Below are 24,677 nucleotides of genomic sequence, written 5' to 3' on the forward strand. Positions count from 1 at the left end.
CTCTCGGCGTGCGGCCGGAGCACATCCGTCAAGGTGGCGAGAACAACCTGGTGTACAGCACCGTCGCCTTCGTCGAATCCCTCGGCGGCATCACCTTCGCCTACTGTCCCTACCCCGGCCTCGAAGAGCCGCTGACCTGCCAGTTCGAAGGCCGCAACGGCTGCGACCGCCTGCGCAGCGGCCAGGATCTGGACCTGCATCTGCCGGCTGAAGCCTTGTACGTGTTCGACGCCAACGGTCTGGCCTTGCGCCGGCTGGCTGCGCCGGAGCTGCAGGCATGACGGCTGTGAAGAAAACACAGCCACAGAGGCACAGAGGCACAGAGAAGAAAGCTCTGAAAGCCCTTTCGCGTTTCACTGTGTCTCTGTGCCTCTGTGGCGGCATTTCGGCGGCGTCGGCGGACACACCCAAGCTCCTGGTCTGGATCAATGGCGACAAGGCCTACAACGGCCTGCAGAAGGTCGGCGATGCCTTCGAGAAGGCCTCGGGCGTCAAGGTCGTCGTCGAGCACCCGGTCGATGCGACCGACAAGTTCCAGCAGGCCGCCGGCGCCGGCAAGGGCCCGGATATCTTCTGCTGGCCTCACGACCGTGTCGGCGAATGGGCCAAGGCCGGCCTGCTGACGCCGCTGCGCCCCTCCGCCAAGCTGAAGGCCGAGTCCGAGGAACAGGCCTGGAATGCGCTGAGCTACCGGGGCCGCATCTGGGGCTACCCCATCGCCATCGAGACCACGGGCCTGATCTACAACAAGGCCCTGGTGCCCACGCCGCCTGCGACCTGGGACGAACTGATTGCACTGGACAAGAAGCTCCAGGCCAGCGGCAAGCACGCCGTGCTGTGGGACTACAACAAGAGCTTCTTCAGCTGGCCCATGATTGCCGGCGCGGGTGGCGTCATCTTCGGCCGTGATATCCAGGGTGATTTCGATCCCAAGAAGGTGGACGTCAACAACGAAGGCGCCCTGGCTGGTGCCCAGATGATCGAGCGCCTCATCAAGGGCGGCCACATGCCCAAGGGCGCGCGCTACTCCGAGATGGAGTCCGCCTTTGCCCGTGGCGAGGTGGCCATGATGATCTCCGGCCCCTGGGCCTGGGACAACGCCAGGCGCGCCAAGATCGACATCGGTGTGGCAGGCATCCCGGCCGTCATCGCCGGCAAGCCGAGCAAGAGCTTTGTCGGCGTGCTGGGCTGCATGATCTCGGCGCCCAGCAAGAACAAGGACATCGCCAAGGAGTTCATCGAGAACCACCTGATGCGCCCCGAAGCGCTGAAGGTGCTGGATGCCGACGTGCCCATCGGCGTGCCGGCCAACAAGGCCTTCTACGCCGAGCTGTCAGTCAACCCGCTGATCGCAGCCAGCATGACCAATGCGCGCAACGGCGCGCCCATCCCCAACATCCCCGAGGTCGGCCGCTTCTGGACCGCGATGGACGCGGCGCTCGAAGCCATCACCAACGGACTGCAATCACCGAAGGACGCGCTCGACGGCGCCGCCGCACGGATGCTGCTGAACAAATGAACGCCTTGTCCTCATCCCTCGGCCAAGGCGCCTACACGACGCTGCCGCCCTCGCTGACCGAGAAGCTGTCCAAGTGGCTGCACTGGCCGCTCGCCATCGCCGGCATGGTTGCCGCGCTGTATCTCGTCTTCCTGATCTACACGACCGGCCAGGCCGCTTGGGCCGCCGGCGTGCTGCTGCTGTTCACGGCCGGCTTCTATGTCTACCTGAGCCGCGGCGGCTTTGCCTGGCGCTACTTGTTCCCCGGCGTGGCCGGCATGCTGGTGTTCATTGCCTTTCCGCTCGTCTACACGGCGCAGATCGGCCTGACGAACTACTCCAGCATCCACCTGCTCAGCGAAAGCCGCGTGCGCGAGTACCTGCTGGAGCAGCATGACGCAGTGGAAGACCGGGTGCTGAGCTACAGCCTGCATGCCAGCGGCGCCGAATATCGCCTCGTGCTGAAAACCGAGGGCGAAGCCAACCCGCAGTGGATGTCGCCACCGCTGGCGCTGCGCGCGGGCAAGGAAATCCGCGTGGACCTGGCCGCGGCGGACGCCACGTCCGCACCGACAGACGCCGCCCTGCCCTTGCCCGAGCTGATCAAGCACCGCGACGCGCTCGCCAAGCTCGTGCTCGTTGCGCCCGACAAGACCGAGCTGCACTACCTCGGCCTGCGCGAGTTCGGCCCCGTCAAGCCGATGTGGACGACGAATGCCGACGGCAGCCTGACACGCTCCGCCGACGGTGCCGTGTTCAAGGCGAACCGCGACACGGGCTTCTTCCAGACGGCAGCTGGCGAGACGCTGCAGCCCGGCTTCAAGGCCTTCATCGGCATGGCGAACTACACGCGCATGCTGTTCGACGCCGAGTTCCGCGGCCCCTTCCTGTCCATCTTCAGCTGGACGGTCATCTTCTCTGCGCTGACCGTCGTCTTCTCAACCGCCATCGGCATGCTCTTCGCCGTGCTGCTGAACTGGGAGGGCATGAAGTACCGCACCACCTACCGCACCCTGCTCTTCCTGCCGTATGCGGTGCCGGGCTTCATTTCCATCCTCGTCTTCAAGGGCCTGTTCAACCAGAACTTCGGCGAGATCAATGCCATCCTGAACGCACTGATCGGCGTCAAGCCGGCCTGGTTTGCCGACCCGCTGCTGGCCAAGACCATGCTGCTGATCGTCAACGTGTGGCTGGGCTATCCCTACATCATGATCCTGTGCTCTGGGCTGCTGAAGGCGATTCCCGCGGACCTGTACGAAGCCTCGGCGCTGGCCGGCGCCAGCCCCGCGACCAACTTCCTCAAGATCACTGCGCCGCTGATCATCAAGCCGCTGGCGCCGCTGCTGGTCAGTGCCTTCGCCTTCAACTTCAACAACTTCGTGCTGATCGCGCTGCTGACCGACGGCCGGCCGGACTTCCTGTCCACCAAGCTGCCCGCGGGCCAGACCGACATCCTCGTCAGCTACACCTACCGCATCGCTTTCAAGGACTCGGGCTCCGACTTCGGCCTGGCTGCGGCGATCTCGACGCTGATCTTCTTCCTCGTGGCGGCGCTGTCGCTGATCAACCTTCGCATGAGCGCCAAGGCACAAAAATGATGCTGGCATCGATGGGTTGCCAAGCGCGGCAGACGAGGGACTACGTGTCCCCCGGCCGCTACGCGACCTCCTCCTTTACCTTCGTCCCTCGCCCGCCGCACTCGGCAACTGGACCCAGTGGGTTTCTTCAGCGAAGGAAACCGCTGGTGTTGGATCGGGCCGGGTGGGCGGGCTGCGCAGGTAAAGGAGGAGACCGCGCAGCGGGCGGGGGACACGGAGCAGACCGCTCACCCGGGCCGATCCCGACCCATCCAGAAAGACATTCGGAGTTCTGAACCATGGCCATCGTCCTCGGCAAACAAGCCCGCTGGCGCACCCTCGCCGGCCACGCGGTGATGTGGCTCTTCATCGCCACCACCATCTTCCCGCTGCTGGCCGTCGTGTCCATCTCGCTGCGCCCCGGCAACTTCGCCACCGGCAGCCTGATCCCGACCGAGATCAGCCTGGAGCATTGGAAGCTCGCTTTGGGCATCCCCTACCAGGCCGCCGACGGCAGCCTCGTGCAGCCGCCCTTCCCCGTGCTGACCTGGCTGTGGAACTCGATCAAGATCGCCACCATCTCGGCCTTCCTCATCGTCGCCATCTCCACCAGCGCCGCCTACGCCTTCGCGCGCATGAAGTTCCGCTTCGACAAGCCGGTGCTCAACGGCATGCTGCTGCTGCAGATGTTCCCGCCGGTGCTGGCGCTCGTCGCCATCTACGCCATCTTCGAGACCATCGGCACCTATGTGCCGGCGCTGGGCATCGAGACGCACGCCGGCCTGGTGCTCGCCTACCTGGGCGGCATCGCCACGCATGTGTGGACCATCAAGGGTTACTTCGAGACCATCCCCGTCGAGATCGAGGAGAACGCCAAGGTCGACGGCGCGACGCACTGGCAGGCCTTCTCGCGCGTGCTGCTGCCGATGGCGATTCCCATCCTGATGGTGGTCTTCGTGCTGGCTTTCATCGGCACCATCATCGAGTACCCGGTGGCGTCCATCCTGCTGCGCGAAGAGGGCAACCTCACGCTCGCGGTGGGCTCCAAATACTTCCTGCACGACCAGCGTTTCCTGTGGGGCGACTTCGCGGCCGCGGCCGTGCTGTCGGGCCTGCCGATCACGTTGGTCTTCCTGCTGGCACAGCGCTGGATCGTCTCCGGCCTGACTGCTGGCGGCGTCAAGGGCTGATCCATATGTTGAAGACATTCGCGCTGTGCGCAGCGTTGCTTTCGCTCGTCCCTGCGGCTCATGCCGCCAACTGCAAACCCGCACCGCTCGGCGACGCCACTCTTTATCTGCGCGGTGGGCTGAACAACTGGGCGGCGCAGGATGACCACGCCTTCGAGTACCGCTGCGATGCCTACTTCCTCAACCTCAAAGCCAAAGGGCCGCAGGAGTTCAAGCTCGCCGATGAGGACTGGACGGCCGCCCTCACCTTTGGCGGCGACGCCAAGGGCGACCCGGCTCGCGGTGCCGGTGGCAACCTCAAGCGCGACTTCAAGGGGGAGCAGACGCTACGCCTGGCGATTGCCGCCGACGGCAGCGCCACGCTTACCGTCGGCCCCAGGACCTTCAAACCCACGCCACCCAAGCCCCTCACCGACAAGGCTGCGCTGACGACCCACTTCGACTCCCGCAGTGCCGAGTCCAAGGCGCCTTTCGGTGCCCAGCCCGCCGGCAGCGAGATCCGCTTCAGCATCGGTAACGACGTGCCCGGCCTGAAGCAGGCCACCCTCGTCATCGAACGCCGCCAGATGACCGGTAACCAGGAGCAGCTCGCCTACGAATCTGTGGCCCGCATCGCCATGACGCCACATTCGCGCGGCATGGGCATCGGCTTCACAGCGAGCTATCGCTTCGACGCCACTGGCATCTACGGCTACTGGTTCGAGATCGAGACCGCCCAGGGCAAGTACGCGCTGCAGAACAACAAGGACCCCATCTACTGGACGCGCGAGAAGGGCTCCATGGGGCCTGCCTCGGTCGAGCGCCTGCCGTCCAACACCAACCGCGTGCGCCGCTACCGCCAGACCATCCATGCGCCCGGTTTCGAGGTGCCGGCCTGGGCCCGGGACATCGTCTACTACTACGTCTTCCCCGAGCGCTTCCGCAATGGCGACAAGGGCAACGACCCTCGCCCCGGCGGCGGCCGGCCACAGGACCGCTACCAGGACCGCGACGTCGAACGCCACGAGAAGTGGAACGAGAAGCCCTTCAAGCCGAGTACGGGTGACGGCTCGGACAAGCTCTACAACAACGACTTCTTCGGTGGCGACCTCGCCGGCATCATCGAGAAGCTGGACTACATCAAGAGCCTGGGGGCCAACGCCATCTACCTGACGCCGGTGTTCCGCGCGCCCAGCAACCACAAGTACGACGCGGCCGACTACAAGCAGATCGACCCGGCCTTCGGCAGCAACGACGACTTCGTTCGCCTGTGCGCCGAAGCCGCCAAGCGCGGCATCCGCGTCATCCCCGACACCTCGCTGAACCACGTCGGCGCAGACTCTCCCTACTTCAACCGCTTCTCCAATTTCCCCGCGGGCGGTGCGTTTGACGGCGGCAAGATCAACCCCGCCTCGCCGTATGCGAGCTGGTTCAAGTTCAAGCCCGAGGAGACTGACCCCAACAAGCAGTTCCAGGGCTGGGTCGGCGTGTCCGATCTGCCGGAGATCGACAAGAGCGCCCCGTCCTTTCGCGCCTACGCCTACCGCGACAAGGACTCGGTGACCAACCTCTGGCTGGACCGCGGCGCGGCCGGCTGGCGCATGGACGTGGCGCCCTGGGTGCCCGACGACTTCTGGCGCGAATGGCGCCAGGCTGTCAAGGCCAAGAAGCCCGACGCGCTGACCGTCGCCGAGACCTGGTTCGATTCGTCGAAGTACTTCCTCGGCGACATGTTCGACTCGACGATGAACTACATCTTCCGCAACGCCGTGCTGGACTACGCCGCCGGCAAGAGCGGCAAGCTGATGGCCGCCAACCTGGAGCTGATGCGCGAGGCCTATCCGGCGCAGTCCTTCTATGCGCTGATGAACCTGTTGTCGACCCACGACCAGCCGCGCGCCCTGCACCACTTCGGCGAGGACCGCGATCTGGCGCTGGCCAAGCAGCGCCTGCGCCTCGCCGTCTTCTTCCAGATGACCTACCCCGGCTCGCCGACCATCTACTACGGCGACGAAGTGGGCTTGGGCGGTGGCGACGACCCCTACAACCGCGCGCCCTACCCCTGGGCCGACGAAGGCGGCCAGCCCGACAACGCGCTGCTGGCCGACTTCAAGCGCTTGACCCAGCTGCGCCACGACCTGCCCGTGCTGCGCCACGGTCGCTTGAGCGAGCCGCTGCATGTCGACGACCACGTCGTCGTGCTGGCGCGCCAGGACGGCAAGACCTGGGCCATCACGGCGACCAACAACAGCGACAAGCCACGCACCGTCAGCGTTGGCCTGCCCTTCCCGGCCGACCAACTGCGCGACGCACTGGGCGGCTCCACCGTGACCGTGAAGAACGGCTGGATTCAACTCACCGTGCCGCCGCTGTTCGGCCGCGTCCTCATCACCCCATGATCCTGAACCCTCTCGGCCACACAGGCCTCAAGGTCTCCGCGCTGGGCTTCGGTGCGATGCACATCAACGACGAGCGCACGACCGAGGCTGAAGCCGGCGCCTTGCTGAACCATGTGCTGGACCTTGGCATCAACCTCGTCGACACCGCCCGCGGCTACGGCCTCAGCGAGGAGCGGATCGGCCGCCACCTCAACACGCGCCGTGCGGACTTCGTGCTGTCCACCAAGGTCGGCTACGGCATCGAAGGCGTGCCGGACTGGACGTACGACTGCATCGTGCAAGGCGTCGAGCGCGCGCTCAAGCTGATGCAGACCGACTGGCTCGACATCGTCCACCTGCACTCCTGCCCGCTGCATGTGCTGGAGCAAGGCGAGGTCGTGCGCGCGCTGAACGACTGCCGTGCGAGCGGCAAGCTGCGCGTGGCCGCCTACTCGGGTGACAACGCCGAGATCGACTTCGCGATCGCCAGTGACGCCTTTGGCAGCCTGCAGACCTCGGTCAGCATTTGCGACCAGGCCCATCTGAACCTGCGTGCCGCTCGGGCCGACCATGCCGGCATCGGCGTCATCGCCAAACGCCCGCTGGCCGGCGCCGTCTGGCGCCATGCGCAGCGGCCGGATGACTTCGCAGAAGGCCAGTACTGGGACCGCTTCAAGGCCATGAGCCTGCCCGCGAAGGAAGACTGGGCTGACCTGGCCCTGCGCTTCGCGGCCTTCCACACGGGCGTTGCCAGCGCCATCGTCGGCACCGCCAAACCGGCCAACCTGCGCCGCAACATCGAAGCGATCTCGCGTGGACCGCTGCCAGCCGAACTGGTGGTCGCCGTCCGCGCGGCCTTCGACCAACATGGCGATGCATGGCCGGGCCTGATCTGACGCTGGACGAAGCACGCCAGCGAACCAACCTGGCTTTCATCTCCAGTGGTGCCGAGTTCGCCTTTGGTGATGCGGCCGCGCTGCCCTTGCCGGTCGCGCAACTGAAGGCACTGAACGCCGACAGCCCCGGCGTTGAAGCCGTGCACAACGGCGGCTTGACCGCCGAGGTGCTGTGCCTCAACCACGCCGGCCAGCGCTGGGCCATCAAGCGCGCCCGCGCCGAATGCCGGGTGCGCAACCCCGACGGCCAGACATCCTTCCTGAACGAGCTGCAGCGCCACGCCGAGCTGGCCGGGCTGGCCTTGCCGGGCGTCGTCGCGCCCGCCTACGGCTCGCTACGCGATGGCCTCGTCGTATCGCCCTGGATTGCCGGCCGCCCCCCGGGCGTGCTCGACGAGCGCCAGGCGCGCACGCTGCTCGAAGCCGGCTGCGCGCTGATCGAGCACGGCTTCTTCGAGTGGGACTACAGCGCCGGCAATCTGCTGGACGACGGCGAACGCGTCTGGCTCTACGACTTCGGCTACTGCTACCGCTTCGACCCGCTGACACAGTTCAACAGCGCCGGCGATGGCCACAACCGCCCCCAATACCACCTCGCCGAACGCATCGAAAGCCGCCACCTGTTCGGCGCCTTGCTCGATGCGGGCAGCGATGGCGACGCCCTGTCCCATTTCCTGGGTTTCAAGCGGCTGGCAGCGCAGGCCTATGAGGGCCTGGCCGAGCGCCTGGCCTGCCGCGGCGCCACCGGGCGCGTCATCGGTCACTACCGTGGGCTGGCCGTTCGCTGGCGCCACGAACTGGTCCACGCGCCGGGTCGGCTCTACCTGGCCGACGCCTGGCGCGCCCACCGCAGCGATCTCGAAGACGACCTGCGCGGCCGCTCCTGCACGCCGCGCACCCTCAGGCGTGCCCAGTGGCTGCAGCAGGCGCTGCGCGAGCACGGCCACACCCTGCGCAGCTGCGGCGCATTGGCGCAGCAAGATGCAGCCCTGGACGACGCGGCTTTGCTGCACCAGCTGCGCGAACAACAACTCGAAGCCGAGCGCCACCAGCTCTAGGGTCAACCCCGTCACCTCGGCGGGACTGGCCATCGCGCCCAACCTGATGCTGCACTACCCCGCGGCGGCCTATCTCTTCGTCAGCCCGAGTCGCCCCGGCCTGGCCGCCGAGCTGAAGACCCGCCTGGAGGCGGGGATCACCGACGGCATCTTCCAGCGTCTGCATCGCGAGTTCTACGGCGCCGTGCTGCAGGCCAGCGGCGCGAGCTGTAGCTGCAGCCGGGCGAAACCTAGCTCATGCGAAGAACGCGCGCTGCCTCTTCCAGGCGCGCATCCTCGATCTCGCGCAACACGCCCGACAGGTCCACCTCGCCGCGCTTGTGCTCGTAGCGGCCCGTCAGCGGCATGCCGGGCACCAGCAAACCGGCAGCGTAGAGCGACCAGATCTCGGGGCCGTACTGCGTGGCCAGCAAGTCCGGCGCGTGCTGGCCGAAGAAGTTGCGCAGGTTGTTCACGTCGCGTATGAGCATGCGCGGCGCATGGTTGTTGCCGGCGGCGTCCACGGCCTGCGGCAGGTCGATGATGACCGGGCCATCGGCGGCCAGCAGCACGTTGAACTCGGACAGGTCGCCATGGATGACACCCGCGCAGAGCATGCGCACCACCTCGCCGATCAGCGTGTCGTGGTGCTGGCGCGCCTCGGCCGCGCTGAAGCTCAGGTCATTGAGCCGCGGTGCAGCGTCGCCGAACTCATCGGCCACCAGTTCCATCAGCAGCACGCCATCATGGAAGTTGTCGGGCCGCGGCACCCGCACGCCGGCCGCAGCCAGGCGGTAGAGCGCGTCGACCTCGGCGCTCTGCCACRCCGCCTCCTGCTGCTGACGGCCGAAGGTCGTGCGCTTGGCCATCGCGCGCGCCTGCCGGCTGTTGCGGACCTTGCGGTTCTCGGTGTAGTCGACGGCCTGGCGGAAGCCCCGCTTGTTGGCCTCCTTGTAGACCTTGGCGGCACAGGTGTCATCGCCGCAGCGCACGACGTAGACATCGGCTTCCTTGCCGCTCTTCAGTTGCCTAACGACGCTGTCGATCAGGCCTTCATCAATCAGTGCCTGCAGGCGGGCGGGTGGTTTCATGGCGCCATTGTCGATGCGGGCAGGCCTGGGCTCAGGAGCCCAGCTTGTGCCCCGCCGAAACAGGCGCCGCGACGACCACCAGTTCGATCAACAACCCCGGCGCCAGGCCAGATTGGAAGCAGGCCCGCTGCGGCCAATGTTCGGGATGCGGCCCGATCCATGCCTGCCATTGCAGGTCGAAAGCATCCCGGTTGGCGATGTCGGTGAGGATGACCTGCAGCGACAGCAGGTGGGTGCGCGCCGAGCCGGCTTCCTGCAGATGCGCTTCGAGCATCTGCAGGCTTTGACGCACCTGTTCTTCAAAGCCGGCCGAGAAGTCGGTCGCGTTGGCCACCGTCCAGACCAGGCCGCCAAAACCCCCATGAGCCACCGTGCGGCTGCGGCCCTTGCCGTTGATGGGCCAGCGCTCAATCACGGGTGAGCCCAGGCAAGCGCGCCGAAAGCGGTGGCAAGCGGCTGACGCCGCCGATGAGGCGCTGGTCATGCCGGTAGCCCTCGTCCGCCTGGACTTGCCAGTCGCGGCCGAACTCGATCGCGAGTGCGCGCGCCACCTCATCAAAGCGCCAGCCCTCCTCGGAATTGCTGTCCAGGTGGTGCACACCGGGCAGCGGCCGTTCGATCAACGCCAGCAGCGCGGCGGCCGTGTCGGTCATGAAGGAGCAGGCCGGCGTCCATGCTCGGCTTGCGGCCACATGGCCATCGCGCTTTTGCCATTCATCCAGCGTCATCAGCATGTTGTTGCCAGGCCGGGTCGCGTCGATCTGCCAGCCGATGCGGGCGATGACGGGCCTCTCATTGGCCAGCAACACGGCGTCTTCGCACTCGGCCTTGTAGCGGCCGTATTCGTCCTTGGCGTTGCGCGCGTCGGCCACGTCATGCGGGCCGTCGGGCTCGTGGTCGAAGACCATGACCGTGCTGGTAAACAGGAAGTTCGGACAGCGCGACGCCAGCCAGCCCGCGAAGCGCGCCGAAGCCATGCCCAGGTGGGCGATCGCGTCCACCGACTGCGCGGAAAGCCAGGCGGCTGACAGCTTCTCATCGTCGAGGTTCACCGCGGTGCGGTCCCAGCCGATGACCTGATGCCCGGCTGCGCGGGCCGCCTCGGCCAAGCGTGGCGCCAACGTGCCGTTCAGGCCAGTGATGAGGATTCTCATGACAACTGCCACCCCCATGGGCGCAGCTTGTGGCCCTGCCAGAGCTGTTCCATCTTCGACAGGTTGACAGCCACGCGTACCAGGTCCTGGTCCAGGCGGCGCTCGAAGGCGACGATGTCGGGCGGGCTGTCCAGCAGCTTCACCGGCGCGCCGTACTGGCCGGCGGCCAGCGCCGGATGTTGGTGCTTGAGCGCAGCGAGGCTGGCGTAGAAGTCGCTCAGCTCATAGGTCTTCCAGTCGATGGCGTCCTTCTCGAAGAACTCCAGCTTCTTGGTCAACCGCGACTCCTGGCCGTTGTAGACCAGCGGCATGCCGGGCAGCGTGAACGTCAGTACCGCCAGTGCGGGGTAGGCGTCGCCGTAGAGATCGGCGTCGGTGCCGTGCCAGGAGTTGAAGTCGTGATTGCTCGTGAAGCGCATGCGGTAGGCATGGGCGGGAAAGCCCGCCGGTTGCTTGGCCAGCCACTCCTTCAACAGTGGGGCGCCCGCCTCGCCCTTGCCGATACTCTTGAACACCTGGTCGGCCAGGTCCCAGGAATAGGTCATGTCGAAGGCGCCGCTGGTGTGCAGGTCGATGGCGTCGGACTCGGCCAGCATGAACATCGGCTTGACCGCGTCCAGCTCCTTGCGCACACGCACCCAGAAGTCGGTCGGCACCAGGCTGGCCACATCGCAGCGGAAGCCATCGATGCCGGTTTCTCGCACCCAGAACTTCATCGCGTCGATCATTGCGGCGCGCAAGCCCGGGCTCTTGTAGTTCAGCGCGACGACATCGTCCCAGTGCTCCTCGCCCGGCTGGCCTTCGTTGAAAGTGACGGCGTGGATCTCACCCTTGCCGTTGAGCTTGTACCAATCCTTGTGTGCCGTAGCCCAGGGGTGGTCCCAGGCCGTGTGGTTGGCCACCCAGTCGAGGATGACCTTGAACCCCAGCTTGTGCGCCGCAGCGACCAGCGCCTTGGCATCGGCCAGCGTGCCGAACTCGGGGTTCACGGCCGTGTAGTCGCTGATCGAGTAGTAGCTGCCCAGCGTCCCCTTGCGGTTGAGCTTGCCGATGGGCTGGATGGGCATCAGCCACAGGATGTCCACGCCCAGCCTTTTCAGCCGCTGCAGGTCCGACTGCACGGCCTTGAACGTGCCTTCGGGCGAGAACTGGCGAACGTTGATCTGGTAGATGACGGCCTGGCGGGTCCAGGGCAGATGGGGCATCTCGACGGAGGCGGCGGCAGAGGCACTCATGGCGGGCAGGGCGAGTGAGGTGGCGGCGGTCAGTACGGTGCGGCGGTTGGGCATGGCGGTCTAGATGAGGGACGTGCTGCGTGATCGCGGGCAAGTGGCAAGCGGTGGCGCCGCTGAAACGGAAGATGCGTCCATGCGTGCGACAGAGGTCGAGCTTCTCTCCAGCTTGTGCGTCATGTGTCCCCTGAATCATCGCCCGTCTCCCGACCGGGCCGATGAGGGCCCCCAAACGAAAAAGCCCGGCGCACGGCCGGGCCTCATTCAACACCGAAGCATCAGAACTTGTAGTTCGCCCCCAGCAGGAAGGTGCGCCCCCAGCGGATGTACTCCAACGGGCGATCCTTGGTGCCGGCGTAGGTTTGGTAAGCCTCGTTGGTCAGGTTGTTGACCTGGAACAGCAGCCCCAGACCCTTGAAGGCGCCCTCGTTGAAGGAGTAGCCCAGTTGGAGGTCGGTGATCTTCTCGCCAACAACGTAGCGCAGGGTACGTGAGCCGTTGAAGTTGCCGATTTCACCAATGAAGTCCGAGCGGCGGCGCTGGCTCACGCGGGCCTCGAACCCATTGGCCTCGTAGTAGGCCGTCAGGTTGTAGACCCGCTTGGACAGGCCGGGCAGCGCGATGTCGCCGCCACCCACGCTGCTCGCACTCTCCGGATCCTGTATCTTGATGCTGCTGTGGGTGAAGCTGGCGCTGGCCTGGATGCCAAAGCCCTTGAAGGTGTCGGAGACGAGGCTCAGCGGCAGCGAGGCCGAGAGCTCGACACCAGACAGCTTCCCGCCCTTGCCGTTGAACGGCGCCGTGAACGTACCCGTGGGCAGCGCGGCGGGACAAGGCTGATTGGGGCCGGCAGGCGTCGTGCACGTGTTCGGCGGCGTGTAGCTTTTGACGAAGTCCGTGAAGTCGTAGCCGTCCTGTTTCTGGGTGTAGATGTAGCTCTTCAAGTCCTTGTAGAAGCCCGCCGCGGCGATATAGGCCTTGGTGCCGAAGTACTTCTCATAGGACACGTCGAAGGCATTGGCGATCCACGGATCGGCCTTGGGGTTGCCGCCGCTGGCGCCGGGCTTGCCGGTCGAGTTGTCGACGCCGAACTCGATGCCCGAGCGGAGCTGGTCCACGCGCGGGCGGGCCATCTGGCGGGCCAGGGCCACGCGCAGGGTCTGGTCATCGGCCAGCGAGAAAGCCAGGTTCATGCTTGGCAGCACGTCGGTGCGCACCTTGCCGTCGCTGTTGGTCTTGACATTGCTGCCGGCGGGCGCGTTGCTGTCCCAATAATTCGACGTGGACGACTGATCCACGCGAATGACTTGCAGGCCCACGTTGCCGCGCATGGGGATGCCGCCCCACTCGGTGTCGATGTTGCCCTTGATGAAGCCGGTGGTGGCCTTCTCGTACACGTTCCAGGCCTTGGGGATCAGATAGGCCGCGCTGGTCTCGCTGGGGTTGAACGTCATGTAGCGCGACACGGCGCCCGGCACGTTCCAGGCCGGGATGCTGCCCAGGCCCGCAAAGCTCAGGTCCACGGGGGCGTACTGCAGGTCGCTGGCAATGGCGGTGTCACCCTGCGAGCCGACGTTGATGTTGCCCTCGGGCTGGCGCTTCTTCTTGGAGCGGTCGGCGTAGTTGACACCCAGGTCCACGTCCTGGAAGAAGCCCTTGATCGAATCCGGCAGCGGGAAGTTGCCAGCCAGCTTGAACGACTTGAGTTCGTCCTCAACGCTGGGACGCTTGCCGTAGCCCGAGCCGTAGATCGTGCCGCGCAGGAACAGCTTGGTCGGGTCGGAGTAGTTCAGCGTGGGGGTCAGCGTCGGGAAACTGGACGTGGCGAAATTCAGCTTCAGGGTGTCCAGCGGTGCGGTTGCGCCGGTGGGCAGCAACTGCGTGTTGTTCTCGAGATTGGTTTCCTTGCGGTCAGCCTTGGAGTAGCTCACATCCGCCGTCAGCGTGCCGCCGCCGGCCAGCTTGAGCTTGTTGTTCCAGCCGAAGGCATCGATGGTGTCCCTGCGGTCGTTGTACATGCCACGCACCAGCGGGTACAGGCCGCTGGCGCTGCCGCCGACGAAGGTGTTGTTGCCGTTCACCACCGGGGAAGCGATGTTCAGGCCCGGGTTGTAACCGCCGTTGTAGCCGCCGAKRTKGACTTCGAACTGGTTSGCGGTGTCCTCCTGCGTGGCCCTGGTGTGGTAGTAGTCCACCACGCTGGTGAAGCCCTTGTTCGGGCGGAACTCGGCGGTCGCCATGAAGGCGTCGCGCTTGGTCACCCCAGTGCGGCGCAGGGCCTTGATGCCATCGGAATAGAACGTACCTGCCGCCACGCCCGGACGCCAGCCGGCGCCCAGCGACTGCCAGGGCTCGTACAGGCCGACCTGCTCTTCCTGGATCGGGGTTTCCTGGTGGGCATAGCCCAGCACCAGACCGACGGTGCGGTCGGCGAACTGGTCGATGTAGCTGGCGCTGACGCGGTTGCCCGTGCCCTTGGAACCGGCGGCACCGCCCAGCGAATTCCTCTGACCGCGCACGTTGACGGCCATCACGCGACTGCCGAAGTTCAATGGGCGCACGGTCTGCATGTCGATGGTGCCGGACAGGCCCTGGCCGACCAGGCCGCCGTCCGGCGTCTTGTAGACGCTCACGCCGGCCAGCAGCTCGGAGGGGTACTGATCGAACTCGACCGAGCGGTTGTCGCCGGTGCTCACCAGCTCACGGCCATTGAGCAGCGAGGTGGCGAAATCGGGCGACAGGCCGCGCACGCTGATGACCTGGGCGCGACCCGCCACGCGCTGGGCGGAAAGGCCCGGCAGGCGGCCGATGGACTCGGCGATGCTGATGTCGGGCAGCTTGCCGATGTCTTCGGCCGAGACCGACTCAACGATGTTGTCGGCGTTCTTCTTGACCGAGATCGATGCCTCGATGCCTCTGCGGATGCCGGTGACGGTCACCGTTTCGAGTTGCTGGGTCTGCGCTTGTGCGCCTGCGGCGGCGATCAGCAATGTGCAGCCGATGGCAATCGGACTGATGCGGAACGACGCCGCGGTGCCCGACCCGCACTTGTCTTGGCTCATGGTCATGAATGTCTCCTCTAGTTCATTGGAAAACGGCTTGGCCCGAAGTCCGCCTCCGGGGCCACCGGCGCGCGTCTCGTGGGCGAGAACCCAACGTCTCGAGCAGGTTTGTATCAAAACTAGATTTTTTCCAGCATCTGCGTAAACCCTAGACGTTGCGAAGAAACGACCCGATTTCAGTCAAAAACCGCGGGTAAACCAGCATGGAATTGACACTGCCGACGAAACATCAGAGCGAACAACTACGCAAGAAGTCAAAACTTGTAGCGCAACTACAGCATCAACTTAGGGGTTAACAACAGGTCTGCCGGCGTGACCGATCGCGTCCGGGCGACGCAAGGCGCAAGGGGGCGGTCATGCAAGGCGAGAGCACGCAAGGCGAAGCCACACCGGCCGCGCGGCGGCGGCGTGGTGCCAAAGATCGCGTGTGAGAAGACGGCGCGCGCAGACCGCGCGCGCCGTGTCAGGCGTCGGCCTGCTCCAGCGCCAGGGCGGCGCCGGACAATGCGGCCAGCGTGTCGGTGATGAGGGCCGTGGGGATGCCCGCCAGGAAGGGCTGGAAGCGCCCCTTGGCCTCGAAACGGGCGCGGAACTCCGACTGGAAGAAGCGCTCACCCAGGCGCGGCACGATGCCGCCGCCGATGAAGACGCCGCCGCGCGAACCCAGCGTCAGCGCGACGCTGCCGGCGAAACCACCCAGCATGGCGCAGAAGAGATCCAGCGTGCGCACGCAAGCAGTCGATTCACCGGCCAGGCCCCGGGCGACGATCTGCTCGGTCGGCAGCGAGCTGACGTCTTCGCCCTCGCCGAGCGCGGCCGCGACGGCGCGGCACAGCACCGGCAGGCCGATGCCCGACAGGAAGCGCTCGGCCGACACATGCGGGAACTCGCGGCGCGCCTGGCTCAGCACGGCACTCTCAAAATCGTCCGCCGGCGCCAGCGTTGCGTGCCCACCCTCACCCGGCAGCGCCAGCCAGCGACCGGGTGCGCGCACGACGCCGCCCACGCCCAGGCCAGTACCCGGGCCGATGACAGCCATGACCGTGCCCACAGCCACATCACCTGTCGCCGGCGGGGGCGCACCCCAGGCGCGCAGCTGGTCGGCCCGCAGCCGCGGCAGCGACAGCGCCTGGGCCTCGAAATCATTCAGGCAGAGCAGCGTCTTCAGGCCCAGTTCGGCCTGCGTGCCGGCGCGCGAGAAGCTCCAGGCACCGTTGGTCAGCTCGATGTGATCGCCGTCCAGCGCCGTCGCGAGCGCAAAGGCCGCACTTTGCGGCTTGGCCTTGCCGGCGGGCTGCCCCTGCAGATAAGCGCGGACAGCGGCCGCCGGGCCCGCATGGCCCGCCACCGACAGCACCCGCACGTCTTCCACTGCGGCGCCGGGGCCGGCAACGGTGCCGAAACGCGCATTGGTGCCGCCGACGTCGGCCACCAACCAGGGGTAGGCGGCACTCATACAGGAACTCCTGAAACAAGGAGGGGCGCAAGGCAGCGGATATTCAGGAGTCGGACAGTGGCAAACACAGGGCTGAAAAGGGTGAAATGACGGTCGCGGCGGACGGTAGCAAAACTACATCAAATCGACAATACATACTCGCCCTTGGAATCAAATCTCGAATGAGAAACCGCTTTCAACTCCCGGCAAGCCAGCCATCGCCCTGGGGAAACTCGATTGCCGAGGATCTGTAGTGAAGCTACAACCCGTTTGAGCTTCCACACCAGGAATCGCCCCCGAAAGGGTCCAAGGCAGGTCGCCTGCGCGCCTGCTGATAATCGCCCGTCTTTCCTCAGGTTTCCTTCAGCGCCCATGCCCCGTTTCGACAGCCCCCGCCTGCTTGCCGATATTGGCGGCACCTATGCCCGTTTCGCGCTGGAAATCGGCCCAGGTGAGTTCACGCAGATGGCCTCGCTGCGCTGCGCCGACCACGCCGACTTCCACGCCGCCGTGCGCGCTTATCTGCAAGGCCTGAGCTGGCAGGACGGCGGCGCACAGCAAATCGCGCATGCAGCCATCGCCATCGCCAACCCGGTCGAAGGCGATCGGGTGCGCATGACCAACTACCACTGGCAGTTCTCCATCGACGAGATGCGCCAGCGCCTGGGCCTGGACACCCTCGTCGTCGTCAACGACTTCACCGCCCTGGCCATGGCCCTGCCCCGGCTGGCCGAGGTCGACGTGCACCAGGTCGGTGGCGGCCAGGCGCGCCGACCCAGCGTCATCGGCCTGCTGGGCGCGGGTACGGGCCTGGGCGTGTCGGGGCTGATCCCGGCCGGGGAAGGCTGGATTGCGCTCGGCACCGAGGGTGGCCACGTCAACTTCGGCCCGCGTGATGAGCGCGAGATGGACATCCTGAAGTTCGCCTGGAAGACGCTCGACCACGTCTCCTATGAGCGCCTGATCTCCGGCCCCGGCCTGGAGCTGATCTACAAGGCCCTGGCCGACCGCAACGGCGTGGCCACCGAGCCGCTGCAGGCGCCTGCCATCACCCAGCGCGCGCTGGAGGATGGCGACGCGCTCTGCCTGGAAACACTGGAAGTCTTCTGCGGCCTGCTTGGCACCTGCGCGGCCAACCTGGCCGTCACGCTGGGTTCGCTGGGCGGCATCTATATCGGCGGCGGCATCGTGCCGCGCCTGGGCGAGTACTTCGACCGCAGCCCGTTTCGCGAGCGCTTCGAGGACAAGGGGCGCTTCCGCGACTACGTGTCGGCCATCCCGACCTTCGTCATCACAGCCGAGCACGCCACCTTCAAGGGCGCGTCGGCCATCCTCGAGAACCAGCTGCGCAACCTGCAGGCCTCGCCCGGCTCGGCCATCCTCGGCCAGATCCGCCGTGCGCGCAGCGAGCTGTCACCCGCCGAGCTGCGCGTGGCCGACCTGGTGCTGGCCCAACCACGCTCCGTGCTGAACGACCCCATCGCCGAGATTGCCCGCGCCGCTGGCGTCAGCCAGCCCACCGTCATCCGCTTCTGCCGCTCGCTGGGTTGCGAGGGCCTGTCCGACTTCAAGCTGCGCCTGGCTTCCGGCCTGACGGGCACGGTGCCGGTGACGCACACCCAGGTCAACACCAACGACTCCATGCTGGAGCTGGGCGCCAAGGTGCTGGGCAACACCGCCAGCGCCATCCTGCAGGTGCGCAGCCACCTGAACCGCGACACCATCGACCGCGCCATCGACATGCTGTTGTCGGCCCACCGCATCGAGTTCTTTGCGCTCGGCCATTACGGCGTCGTCGCGCAGGACGCGCAGTTCAAGTTCCTGCGCTTTGGCATGCCCTGCGGCGCCTACACCGACCCGCGCTTGCAACTGCTGGCCGCCGATGTGCTGCGCGAAGGCGACGTGGCCGTCGTCATCAGCAGCGGCGGCCGCCTGCCCGAGCTGCTGTCCGTCGTCGAGAAGGCGCAGGAACGCGGCGCCAAGGTCGTGGCCATCACGGCCAGCCAGAGCCCGCTGGCCAAGAAGGCAGATGCGACGCTGATCGTCGACCACATCGAGGACATCGCCACCCACCTGCCGATGGTCAGCCGCATCCTGCACCTGCTGGTCATCGACATCCTCGCCGTGGGCGTGGCGATGCGCCGCAGCCCCGACAGCATCGCCGCGCTGACCGTCGGCGGCGAGGACGACGACGGCAAGACTGCACGCGGCGCCAGCACGGCGGCGCCGGGAGTGAGCATGGCCTCGCCGCTGGCCCGGCTGACCTCGCACAGCCGCTGAGTGCACGGCTTGAAGTACTCAAGCCCTGACCCCACATGACTTTTGCCAAGCGGCGCTTCATTCACGACGATGCGTCAGTGGGGCCGCCAGGCTCCGTTCGACTGCTACGCTAGCCGACCCATCACGCCAATGCCGGCCGGAAGGGGCGAATAAGACCCCATCGTCCTGGGAGGGACATGAAAGCTTCTTTTCTGAAACGCTGGCGCGTGCGCCTGATCGTCATCGCCGTGCTCGCCGCTGGCGGGGCCACTTGGTGGTTCACCCGCACGCCGCCGCCGCCGCCGCCACCGCCCAGCGGCGTCGTCGCCCTGGCTGACGTGACCCAGACCGTGCAGGCCGCCGGCGTGCTTCAGGCCAAGACCCGCGTCGACGTCGGCGCCCAGGTCAGCGGCCAGGTCCAGACCATCCACATCGAGCTGGGCCAGCAAGTCAAGAAGGGCGACCTGCTCGTCAGCCTCGACCCCGAGCTGGCGCGCAGCGACGTGGCGCAAGCCGAAGCCGCCGTGGCCCAGGCCAGCGCGTCTATCGACAGCCGCCGCGTCGACGCCGAAGCCGCCCGCCGCGAACTCAAGCGCCAGCAGCGCCTGCTGGCTGGCCAGGCCACCTCGGGCAACGAAGCCGAGAAGGCCGAGATCGACATCGCCAAGATCGAAGCCGATCTGCGTGGCCAGGCCGCCAACCTCACGCGCCTGCAGGCCGAGCTGGACAAGAAGAAGGTCAGCCTCTCCTACACGCGCATCACCGCGCCCATGAATGGCACCGTCGTCAACCTGCCCGTGCAGGTGGGCCAGACGCTGATCTCGGTGCAGATCACGCCCGTCATCCTGACGCTGGCCGATCTGGACACCATCACCGTGCGCACCAAGGTGCCCGAGGCCGACATCCAGGCCATCAAGGTCGGCCAGACGGCGCGCTTCACCACGCTGTCGGGCGAAGGCAAGCGCTACGAGGGCAAGGTGCGCGTCATCCAGCCCGTGCCGGAGCGCGCGGGCAATGCGGTGTTCTACAACGTGCTGTTCGAGGTGGACAACCGCGAGCGGGCGCTGTTCAGCGACATGACGGTGCAGGTCGACATCGAGACGGGCTCGGCCAGGCAGGTGCTGGCCATGCCCATCGTCGCGCTGGGTGAACGCGGCAAGGACGGGCGCTTCACGGTGCAGGTGCTGGACGCAGCCAACAAGCAGACGCCGCGGCAGGTCAAGGTGGGCTTGCAGGATGGCGCCAAGGTGCAGGTGCTGGACGGCCTGAAGGCCGGCGAGAAGGTGCTGCTGGCGCCACCAAGTGCGGCGGATGCGGCGTCCGCTCCTGCGAGCGCGGCAAGCAGCTGACATGGGTTTCGTTGCTTTGGCCGGCGGTGGTCTGACGCCAAGGTCCAGCCGGGATTTCGTCCCGGCGGCCGACTCACTTTCTTGTGCGAACAAGAAAGTAAGCAAAGAAATCGCCCCTGCAAAACCGCCCGGCGAAGCCGGGTGCCCTGCGATGCTCGAAGACCGAGGCCCGCGCAAAACTCCCGCCGCTACGCTCTGGTCAAACAGTTGCGCGGAGTCAGTTCTTGAAGCGCGCAAGCGCGCGCCTCGGTCTTCTGTGCTTCTCGGCGGTTTAGAAGGGGAGGCCCCGAACAGCCGCAACAGCCAAACCCGAAATCCCGCCGTCATCGGGCTGTTCATTCACCCCCCCTCTGAGCCCGCCGAGGAGCGCAGGACTTCAAGCCCGCGTGCGAAGCACGCTTCAACTTCTGACTCGCGACGCTTGTTTGAGCAGAGCGTAGCGGCGCGAGTTCGGCGCGCGGGCTTGAAGTCCGTGCACCGCAGGGCAGCCCGCTGCGCAGCTGAGGGCCGGGCGGTTCGGGGGCGACTTTTTGCCTTCTTTTTGGTCGCTCAAAAAGAAGGTCGCCCGCCGGGGCGAACTCCCGGCATGGGCCTGGCCAAAAACACACCTCAGCCGGAGGCTTCTAAATGCCTCTGATCGAACTCAACAACGTCGCCCGCCACTACCAACTCGGCGAAATCGACGTCCCCGCCCTCGACGGCGTCAGCCTCAACATCGAGGCCGGCGAATTCGTTGCCATCATGGGTCAGTCCGGCTCGGGCAAGAGCACGCTGATGAACGTGCTCGGTTGCCTCGACAACCCCACCAGCGGCAGCTTCGTCATCGACGGCAAGGACGCCAGCACCCTCGGCCCCGACGAGCTCGCCGCCCTGCGCCGCGAACGCTTCGGCTTCATCTTCCAGCGCTACCACCTGCTGCCCCACCTGGACGCGCGCGCCAACGCCGCCCTGCCCGCCGTCTATGCGGGCGTCGGCACCGGCGCGCGCGGCGGGCGGGCTCGGACGCTGCTGGAGCGGCTGGGCCTGGGCGACCGCCTGCACCACCGGCCCAATGAACTCTCGGGCGGCCAGCAGCAGCGCGTGTCCATCGCCCGGGCGCTGATGAACGGTGGCCAGATCATCCTGGCCGACGAACCCACCGGCGCACTGGACTCGGCATCCGGCGCCGAGATGCTGCGCCTGCTCGAAGAGCTGAACCAGCGCGGCCACACCATCATCCTCGTCACCCACGACGCCGCCGTGGCCGCCCATGCGCGGCGCGTCATCGAGCTGAAGGACGGCAAGGTCGTTGCCGACAACGGCACGCCGGCCGGCCACATCGCGCCCACCGAACTGCCCAGCGATGCGCCACCGGTGAAGGAAGGCGGCCGCCTGCGCCGCCTCCAGGTGCAATGGCGCGAGGCCGTCGCGACGGCCCTGCTGGCGCTCAAGGGCAACCGGCTGCGCACGGCCCTGTCCATGCTGGGCATCAGCATCGGCATCGCCTCCGTCGTCAGCATCGTCGCGCTGACCACCGCCGCACGGGACTCCATCGAGACCGACCTCAGCAGCCTGATCTCCGGCCGCATCCCCGTCTGGCGCGGCAACCCCGCCCTGCCACCCGGGGCCGTGCCCCAGCCCTTCCGGCCACACGAGATCGACTCGCTACGCGCGCTCAATGGCGTCAAGAGCATCACGCTGAACCGCCAGATGCAGCTGACCGCGCGACACCAGTCGCGCGACGCGATGCTGGAGGCCATCGGTGGCGACACGGCCACGCTGAAGGCACGCAAGCTCAAGCTCGTGCAGGGCCGCTACCTCAGCGCGATGGACTTCGAGACGCGCAGCCAGGTCGTCGTCCTCGACGAAAAATCGCGCGACGCGCTGTTCAAGAAAGGCGAGTCGCCACTGGGCCAGCTCGTCTTCGTCAACCCCGGCATGGCGCCTGACGCCCAGGCCGCCCAGCAACCGGGTGCGCCACCACCGCCCACCGCCGCCCTGCCCTTCACCGTCGTCGGCGTCGTCGCCCCTGAGGGCGGCGCCTTCAGCTTTGGCAGCTGGCTGGGCCAGCTCTACATCCCGCACACCACCTTCTCGCGCAAGCTGGACGCGCGCGCCGACGTCGACAACTTCGACGTGCTGCTGGACCTGACCGTGCCGCCCCAGCAGGTGCGCGAGCAGATCATCCACCGCCTCAAGGCCCTGCACGGCCGCGAGGACTTCGGCACCTGGAACGGCGAAGAGGAGTTCCGCAAGTTCCAGAGCGTGACCAGCGCGATGGCGGCGCTGTTCGCTGGCGTCGCGGCCATCTCGCTGCTGGTGGGCGGCGTGGGCGTCATGAACATCATGCTGGTGTCAGTGTCCGAGCGCACCCGCGAGATCGGCATCCGCATGGCCGTTGGCGCGCGCCAGGGCGATGTGCGGCTGCAGTTCCTCATCGAGGCCGTCGTGCTGTGCATCCTGGGCGGCCTTGTGGGTGTCTGCCTGAGCTGGCTGGCGGCCCAGGCCGTCAACGCGGCCCAGCAGCATCTGCATGTGGTCATCAGCTGGGCGGCACTCGGCGTGGCCTTTGCGGTGTCCAGCGGCGTAGGCCTGGTGTTTGGCACGCTGCCCGCGCGCCGTGCGGCGGCTCTCAGCCCGGTCGACGCGCTGGCACGGGAGTAGAAATGGAGCCCCTCGTCCAAGGAGAACCTTGGCCGGTCCCCCGAGGGGACGGCGATGCTTGCGGCATCAAGCCGCAAGCACATCGCCAGAGCGGGCCGGCTAGGGAGCGGCCCGTCGCTCGTCCCGCCAGATTCACGACGTATGCGACGCGAGGCGAATGGACAACTGATATGAAAACGAGACAGACCCTGATCGTCCTGGCCGCCGCCCTGCTGCTTGCCGGCTGCGCGCTCGGCCCCGCGGCCAAGGCACCTGACGTACCGGTGCCCACGGCCTGGAGCCTGGGCAGCGGCGACGCGGCGCCCGACTGGGCCGGCCTGCTGGACCCCCAGCTCGCCGCGCTGCAGGCCCGCGCACTGGAAGCCAACCGTGACATCGCCCGCGCCGCGCTGAGCTGGAAGCAAGCGCAACTGCTGGCCGAGCAGAGCGCGCTGCGCTGGTCTCCGAGCGCCAGCCTGTCGGCCAATGCCAGCCGCCCGATCGAGACGCAGAGCAGCACGCGCAACGTCGAGGTCGGCGGCGTGACGATTCCCGTAACGACCTCGACCGGCTGGAGCCGCAGCTACGGCGCGTCCATCGGCGTCGGCTACGAACTCGACCTGTGGGACCGCCTGGCCCAGAGCACGGCCGCCCAGCGCGCCAATGCCGAGGCCACCCGCACCGACATCGACGCCGCCCGCCTGTCCATCCGCAGCCAGGTGGCCGAGGCCTACTGGACGCTGGCCGCCATCCGCGCACAAAAGCCGCTGGCCGAGACCCAGCTCGCGCTGACCCGCGAGACGCTGGAGCTGACGCGATCCCGCGTTCGTGAAGGCAAGCTGCTGCCGATCGAGGTCGACAAGATTGCCGTCAACCTGCAGGCCGCCGAGTCGCGCCTGGCCGACCTCGCCGCCGACGCGCAGCTGCAGCGCCAGATCCTGGCCTTGCTGCTCGACGAGCCCCTGCCCGGCCCCTCGCCCGAGGCTGCGCTGCCGGCGGGTGAGCCGCCACGCTGGCGCCTGGCCGAGCCCGCCGAGGTGCTCGCGCGCCGCCCGGATGTGCAGAAGGCCCGCTTCGGTGTGGATGCGTCCCTGGCGCGGTTGCGCGTCAGCGAGGCCGACCGCTACCCGCGCCTGTCCTTCTCGGCGGGTCTCAGTACGGGGGGCAGCCATGCACGCGACTGGTTGTCGCAGCCGCTGGCGTCTCTCGGCACCAACCTCATCGTGCYGATGATCGACTGGCAGCGCCTGGCCCTGCAGCGCGACGGCGCCCGCACCGAACTCGACGCGGCCGCGCTCGCCCTGCGCGACACGCTGCAACGCGCGCTGGCCGACATCGAGACCCAGCGCATCGAGGCCGAGCGCGTGGCCCAGCAGCTTGCCGCCAACGAAGGCCGGCTGCGCGAGGCGACCGAGAACGAGCGCCTGGCCGCGCTGCGCTACGAGGTGGGCGCCGTGGCCCGCGCCGACTGGCTGCAGACGCGCAGCGCCGTGCTCGACGCCGAGCAGGGACGCATCCGGCTGCGGCTGCAGCAATGGGTCAGGCAGGCGGCCCTGTTCAAGTCCCTTGGCGGCGCATGAGCCCAGACAGGCTCAAGGTCCTCTTCATCTGCAGCCGCAACCAGTGGCGCAGCCCGACGGCCGAGCAGGTGTTCCGCCGCCACCCAGCCCTGCACGTGCGCTCGGCCGGCACCAGCGCCAGCGCGCGCAAGCAGGTCAGCGCTGCCGACCTCGAGTGGGCCGACGTCATCCTCGTCATGGAAAGCAAGCACCGGTCGCGCCTCATGCAGGACCACGCCGCATCGCTGGCGGGCAAGGAACTGCATGTGCTGGACATCCCGGACGACTACCGCTTCATGGACCCCGAACTGATCGAACTGTTGCAGACAGCTGTGCCCCCGCTGCTTCGGCTAGGCTGA

General features: G+C 67.1%; 18 protein-coding genes. 12 read left to right on the forward strand and 6 right to left on the reverse strand.

The features are described from left to right. The 7 genes from ACXJKJ_RS22085 to ACXJKJ_RS22115 all read left to right on the forward strand — a co-directional run. Positions 1-281: TOBE domain-containing protein (locus tag ACXJKJ_RS22085; protein ID WP_457392451.1), on the forward strand; the 281-nt coding region annotated here is incomplete at its 5' end. After that, complete coding sequence (gene malE, locus ACXJKJ_RS22090) at positions 278-1,519, forward strand: maltose/maltodextrin ABC transporter substrate-binding protein MalE (RefSeq protein WP_457352939.1); 1,242 nt, start codon at positions 278-280, stop codon at positions 1,517-1,519. The genes ACXJKJ_RS22085 and malE, both read left to right, overlap by 4 nt. A gap of 5 nt (positions 1,520-1,524) precedes the next feature. Continuing rightward, on the forward strand, positions 1,525-3,096 hold the full coding sequence (gene malF, locus ACXJKJ_RS22095) for a maltose ABC transporter permease MalF (protein ID WP_457392454.1): 1,572 nt from the start codon (positions 1,525-1,527) through the stop codon (positions 3,094-3,096). A gap of 278 nt (positions 3,097-3,374) precedes the next feature. Beyond that, a complete protein-coding gene (malG, locus tag ACXJKJ_RS22100) occupies positions 3,375-4,265 on the forward strand; it encodes a maltose ABC transporter permease MalG (RefSeq protein WP_056201809.1) in 891 nt (296 codons plus the stop codon). A gap of 5 nt (positions 4,266-4,270) precedes the next feature. Continuing rightward, positions 4,271-6,643, forward strand: coding sequence for a glycoside hydrolase family 13 protein (locus tag ACXJKJ_RS22105; RefSeq protein WP_457392456.1), 2,373 nt, complete (start codon positions 4,271-4,273; stop codon positions 6,641-6,643). Beyond that, positions 6,640-7,518, forward strand: coding sequence for an aldo/keto reductase (locus ACXJKJ_RS22110; protein WP_457392458.1), 879 nt, complete (start codon positions 6,640-6,642; stop codon positions 7,516-7,518). The genes ACXJKJ_RS22105 and ACXJKJ_RS22110 overlap by 4 nt, the downstream gene beginning before the upstream one ends. Beyond that, positions 7,500-8,576, forward strand: coding sequence for a hypothetical protein (locus tag ACXJKJ_RS22115; RefSeq protein WP_457392460.1), 1,077 nt, complete (start codon positions 7,500-7,502; stop codon positions 8,574-8,576). Before ACXJKJ_RS22110 ends, ACXJKJ_RS22115 begins: the two co-directional genes overlap by 19 nt. A 230-nt stretch (positions 8,577-8,806) precedes the next feature. On the opposite strand, the gene ACXJKJ_RS22120 is transcribed toward ACXJKJ_RS22115, so the two are convergent. The 6 genes from ACXJKJ_RS22120 to glk all read right to left on the reverse strand — a co-directional run bounded on the left by ACXJKJ_RS22120 (position 8,807) and on the right by glk (position 16,550). Further along, entirely contained in the window at positions 8,807-9,646 is an 840-nt protein-coding gene (locus ACXJKJ_RS22120) for a PA4780 family RIO1-like protein kinase (protein WP_457392462.1), read from the reverse strand. Positions 9,647-9,677: 31 nt separating this feature from the next. Continuing rightward, complete coding sequence (locus ACXJKJ_RS22125) at positions 9,678-10,061, reverse strand: RidA family protein (RefSeq protein ID WP_457392464.1); 384 nt, start codon at positions 10,059-10,061, stop codon at positions 9,678-9,680. Further along, positions 10,054-10,800, reverse strand: coding sequence for a sugar nucleotide-binding protein (locus tag ACXJKJ_RS22130; RefSeq protein WP_457326331.1), 747 nt, complete (start codon positions 10,798-10,800; stop codon positions 10,054-10,056). Before ACXJKJ_RS22130 ends, ACXJKJ_RS22125 begins: the two co-directional genes overlap by 8 nt. Beyond that, positions 10,797-12,089, reverse strand: coding sequence for an alpha-amylase family glycosyl hydrolase (locus tag ACXJKJ_RS22135; RefSeq protein WP_457392467.1), 1,293 nt, complete (start codon positions 12,087-12,089; stop codon positions 10,797-10,799). Before ACXJKJ_RS22135 ends, ACXJKJ_RS22130 begins: the two co-directional genes overlap by 4 nt. 221 nt (positions 12,090-12,310) lie before the next feature. Then, positions 12,311-15,100, reverse strand: a complete 2,790-nt coding sequence (locus tag ACXJKJ_RS22140; protein WP_457392469.1) for a TonB-dependent receptor — start codon at positions 15,098-15,100, stop codon at positions 12,311-12,313. Positions 15,101-15,557: 457 nt separating this feature from the next. Then, positions 15,558-16,550 (reverse strand): glucokinase, encoded by a 993-nt coding sequence (glk, locus tag ACXJKJ_RS22145; protein ID WP_056201784.1) that lies wholly within the window; start codon positions 16,548-16,550, stop codon positions 15,558-15,560. Positions 16,551-16,901: 351 nt separating this feature from the next. Between glk and ACXJKJ_RS22150 the strand changes: the two genes are divergently transcribed. From ACXJKJ_RS22150 to ACXJKJ_RS22170, 5 genes are all read left to right on the forward strand, one after another. After that, positions 16,902-18,809, forward strand: coding sequence for a glucokinase (locus ACXJKJ_RS22150; protein ID WP_457392472.1), 1,908 nt, complete (start codon positions 16,902-16,904; stop codon positions 18,807-18,809). 176 nt (positions 18,810-18,985) lie between these two features. Next, on the forward strand, positions 18,986-20,137 hold the full coding sequence (locus tag ACXJKJ_RS22155) for an efflux RND transporter periplasmic adaptor subunit (protein WP_457392474.1): 1,152 nt from the start codon (positions 18,986-18,988) through the stop codon (positions 20,135-20,137). Positions 20,138-20,764: 627 nt separating this feature from the next. Then, on the forward strand, positions 20,765-22,780 hold the full coding sequence (locus ACXJKJ_RS22160; protein WP_457392477.1) for an ATP-binding cassette domain-containing protein: 2,016 nt from the start codon (positions 20,765-20,767) through the stop codon (positions 22,778-22,780). 170 nt (positions 22,781-22,950) lie between these two features. Continuing rightward, the gene (locus ACXJKJ_RS22165) at positions 22,951-24,339 is read left to right on the forward strand and encodes a TolC family protein (RefSeq protein WP_457392480.1); all 1,389 of its coding nucleotides are present in this window, start codon (positions 22,951-22,953) and stop codon (positions 24,337-24,339) included. After that, a complete protein-coding gene (locus ACXJKJ_RS22170; protein ID WP_457392483.1) occupies positions 24,336-24,677 on the forward strand; it encodes a low molecular weight protein tyrosine phosphatase family protein in 342 nt (113 codons plus the stop codon). The genes ACXJKJ_RS22165 and ACXJKJ_RS22170 overlap by 4 nt, the downstream gene beginning before the upstream one ends.

The sequence above is a fragment of the Roseateles sp. P5_E1 genome (assembly GCF_054049335.1).

Coding starts and splice junctions, on each gene's coding strand:
- malE (WP_457352939.1), top strand. CDS start 278: ATGACGGCTGTGAAGAAAACACAGCCACAGAGGCACAGAGGCACAGAG.
- malG (WP_056201809.1), top strand. CDS start 3,375: ATGGCCATCGTCCTCGGCAAACAAGCCCGCTGGCGCACCCTCGCCGGC.
- ACXJKJ_RS22105 (WP_457392456.1), top strand. CDS start 4,271: ATGTTGAAGACATTCGCGCTGTGCGCAGCGTTGCTTTCGCTCGTCCCT.
- ACXJKJ_RS22110 (WP_457392458.1), top strand. CDS start 6,640: ATGATCCTGAACCCTCTCGGCCACACAGGCCTCAAGGTCTCCGCGCTG.
- ACXJKJ_RS22115 (WP_457392460.1), top strand. CDS start 7,500: ATGGCCGGGCCTGATCTGACGCTGGACGAAGCACGCCAGCGAACCAAC.
- ACXJKJ_RS22130 (WP_457326331.1), bottom strand. CDS start 10,800: ATGAGAATCCTCATCACTGGCCTGAACGGCACGTTGGCGCCACGCTTG.
- ACXJKJ_RS22135 (WP_457392467.1), bottom strand. CDS start 12,089: ATGCCCAACCGCCGCACCGTACTGACCGCCGCCACCTCACTCGCCCTG.
- glk (WP_056201784.1), bottom strand. CDS start 16,550: ATGAGTGCCGCCTACCCCTGGTTGGTGGCCGACGTCGGCGGCACCAAT.
- ACXJKJ_RS22150 (WP_457392472.1), top strand. CDS start 16,902: ATGCCCCGTTTCGACAGCCCCCGCCTGCTTGCCGATATTGGCGGCACC.
- ACXJKJ_RS22155 (WP_457392474.1), top strand. CDS start 18,986: ATGAAAGCTTCTTTTCTGAAACGCTGGCGCGTGCGCCTGATCGTCATC.
- ACXJKJ_RS22160 (WP_457392477.1), top strand. CDS start 20,765: ATGCCTCTGATCGAACTCAACAACGTCGCCCGCCACTACCAACTCGGC.
- ACXJKJ_RS22170 (WP_457392483.1), top strand. CDS start 24,336: ATGAGCCCAGACAGGCTCAAGGTCCTCTTCATCTGCAGCCGCAACCAG.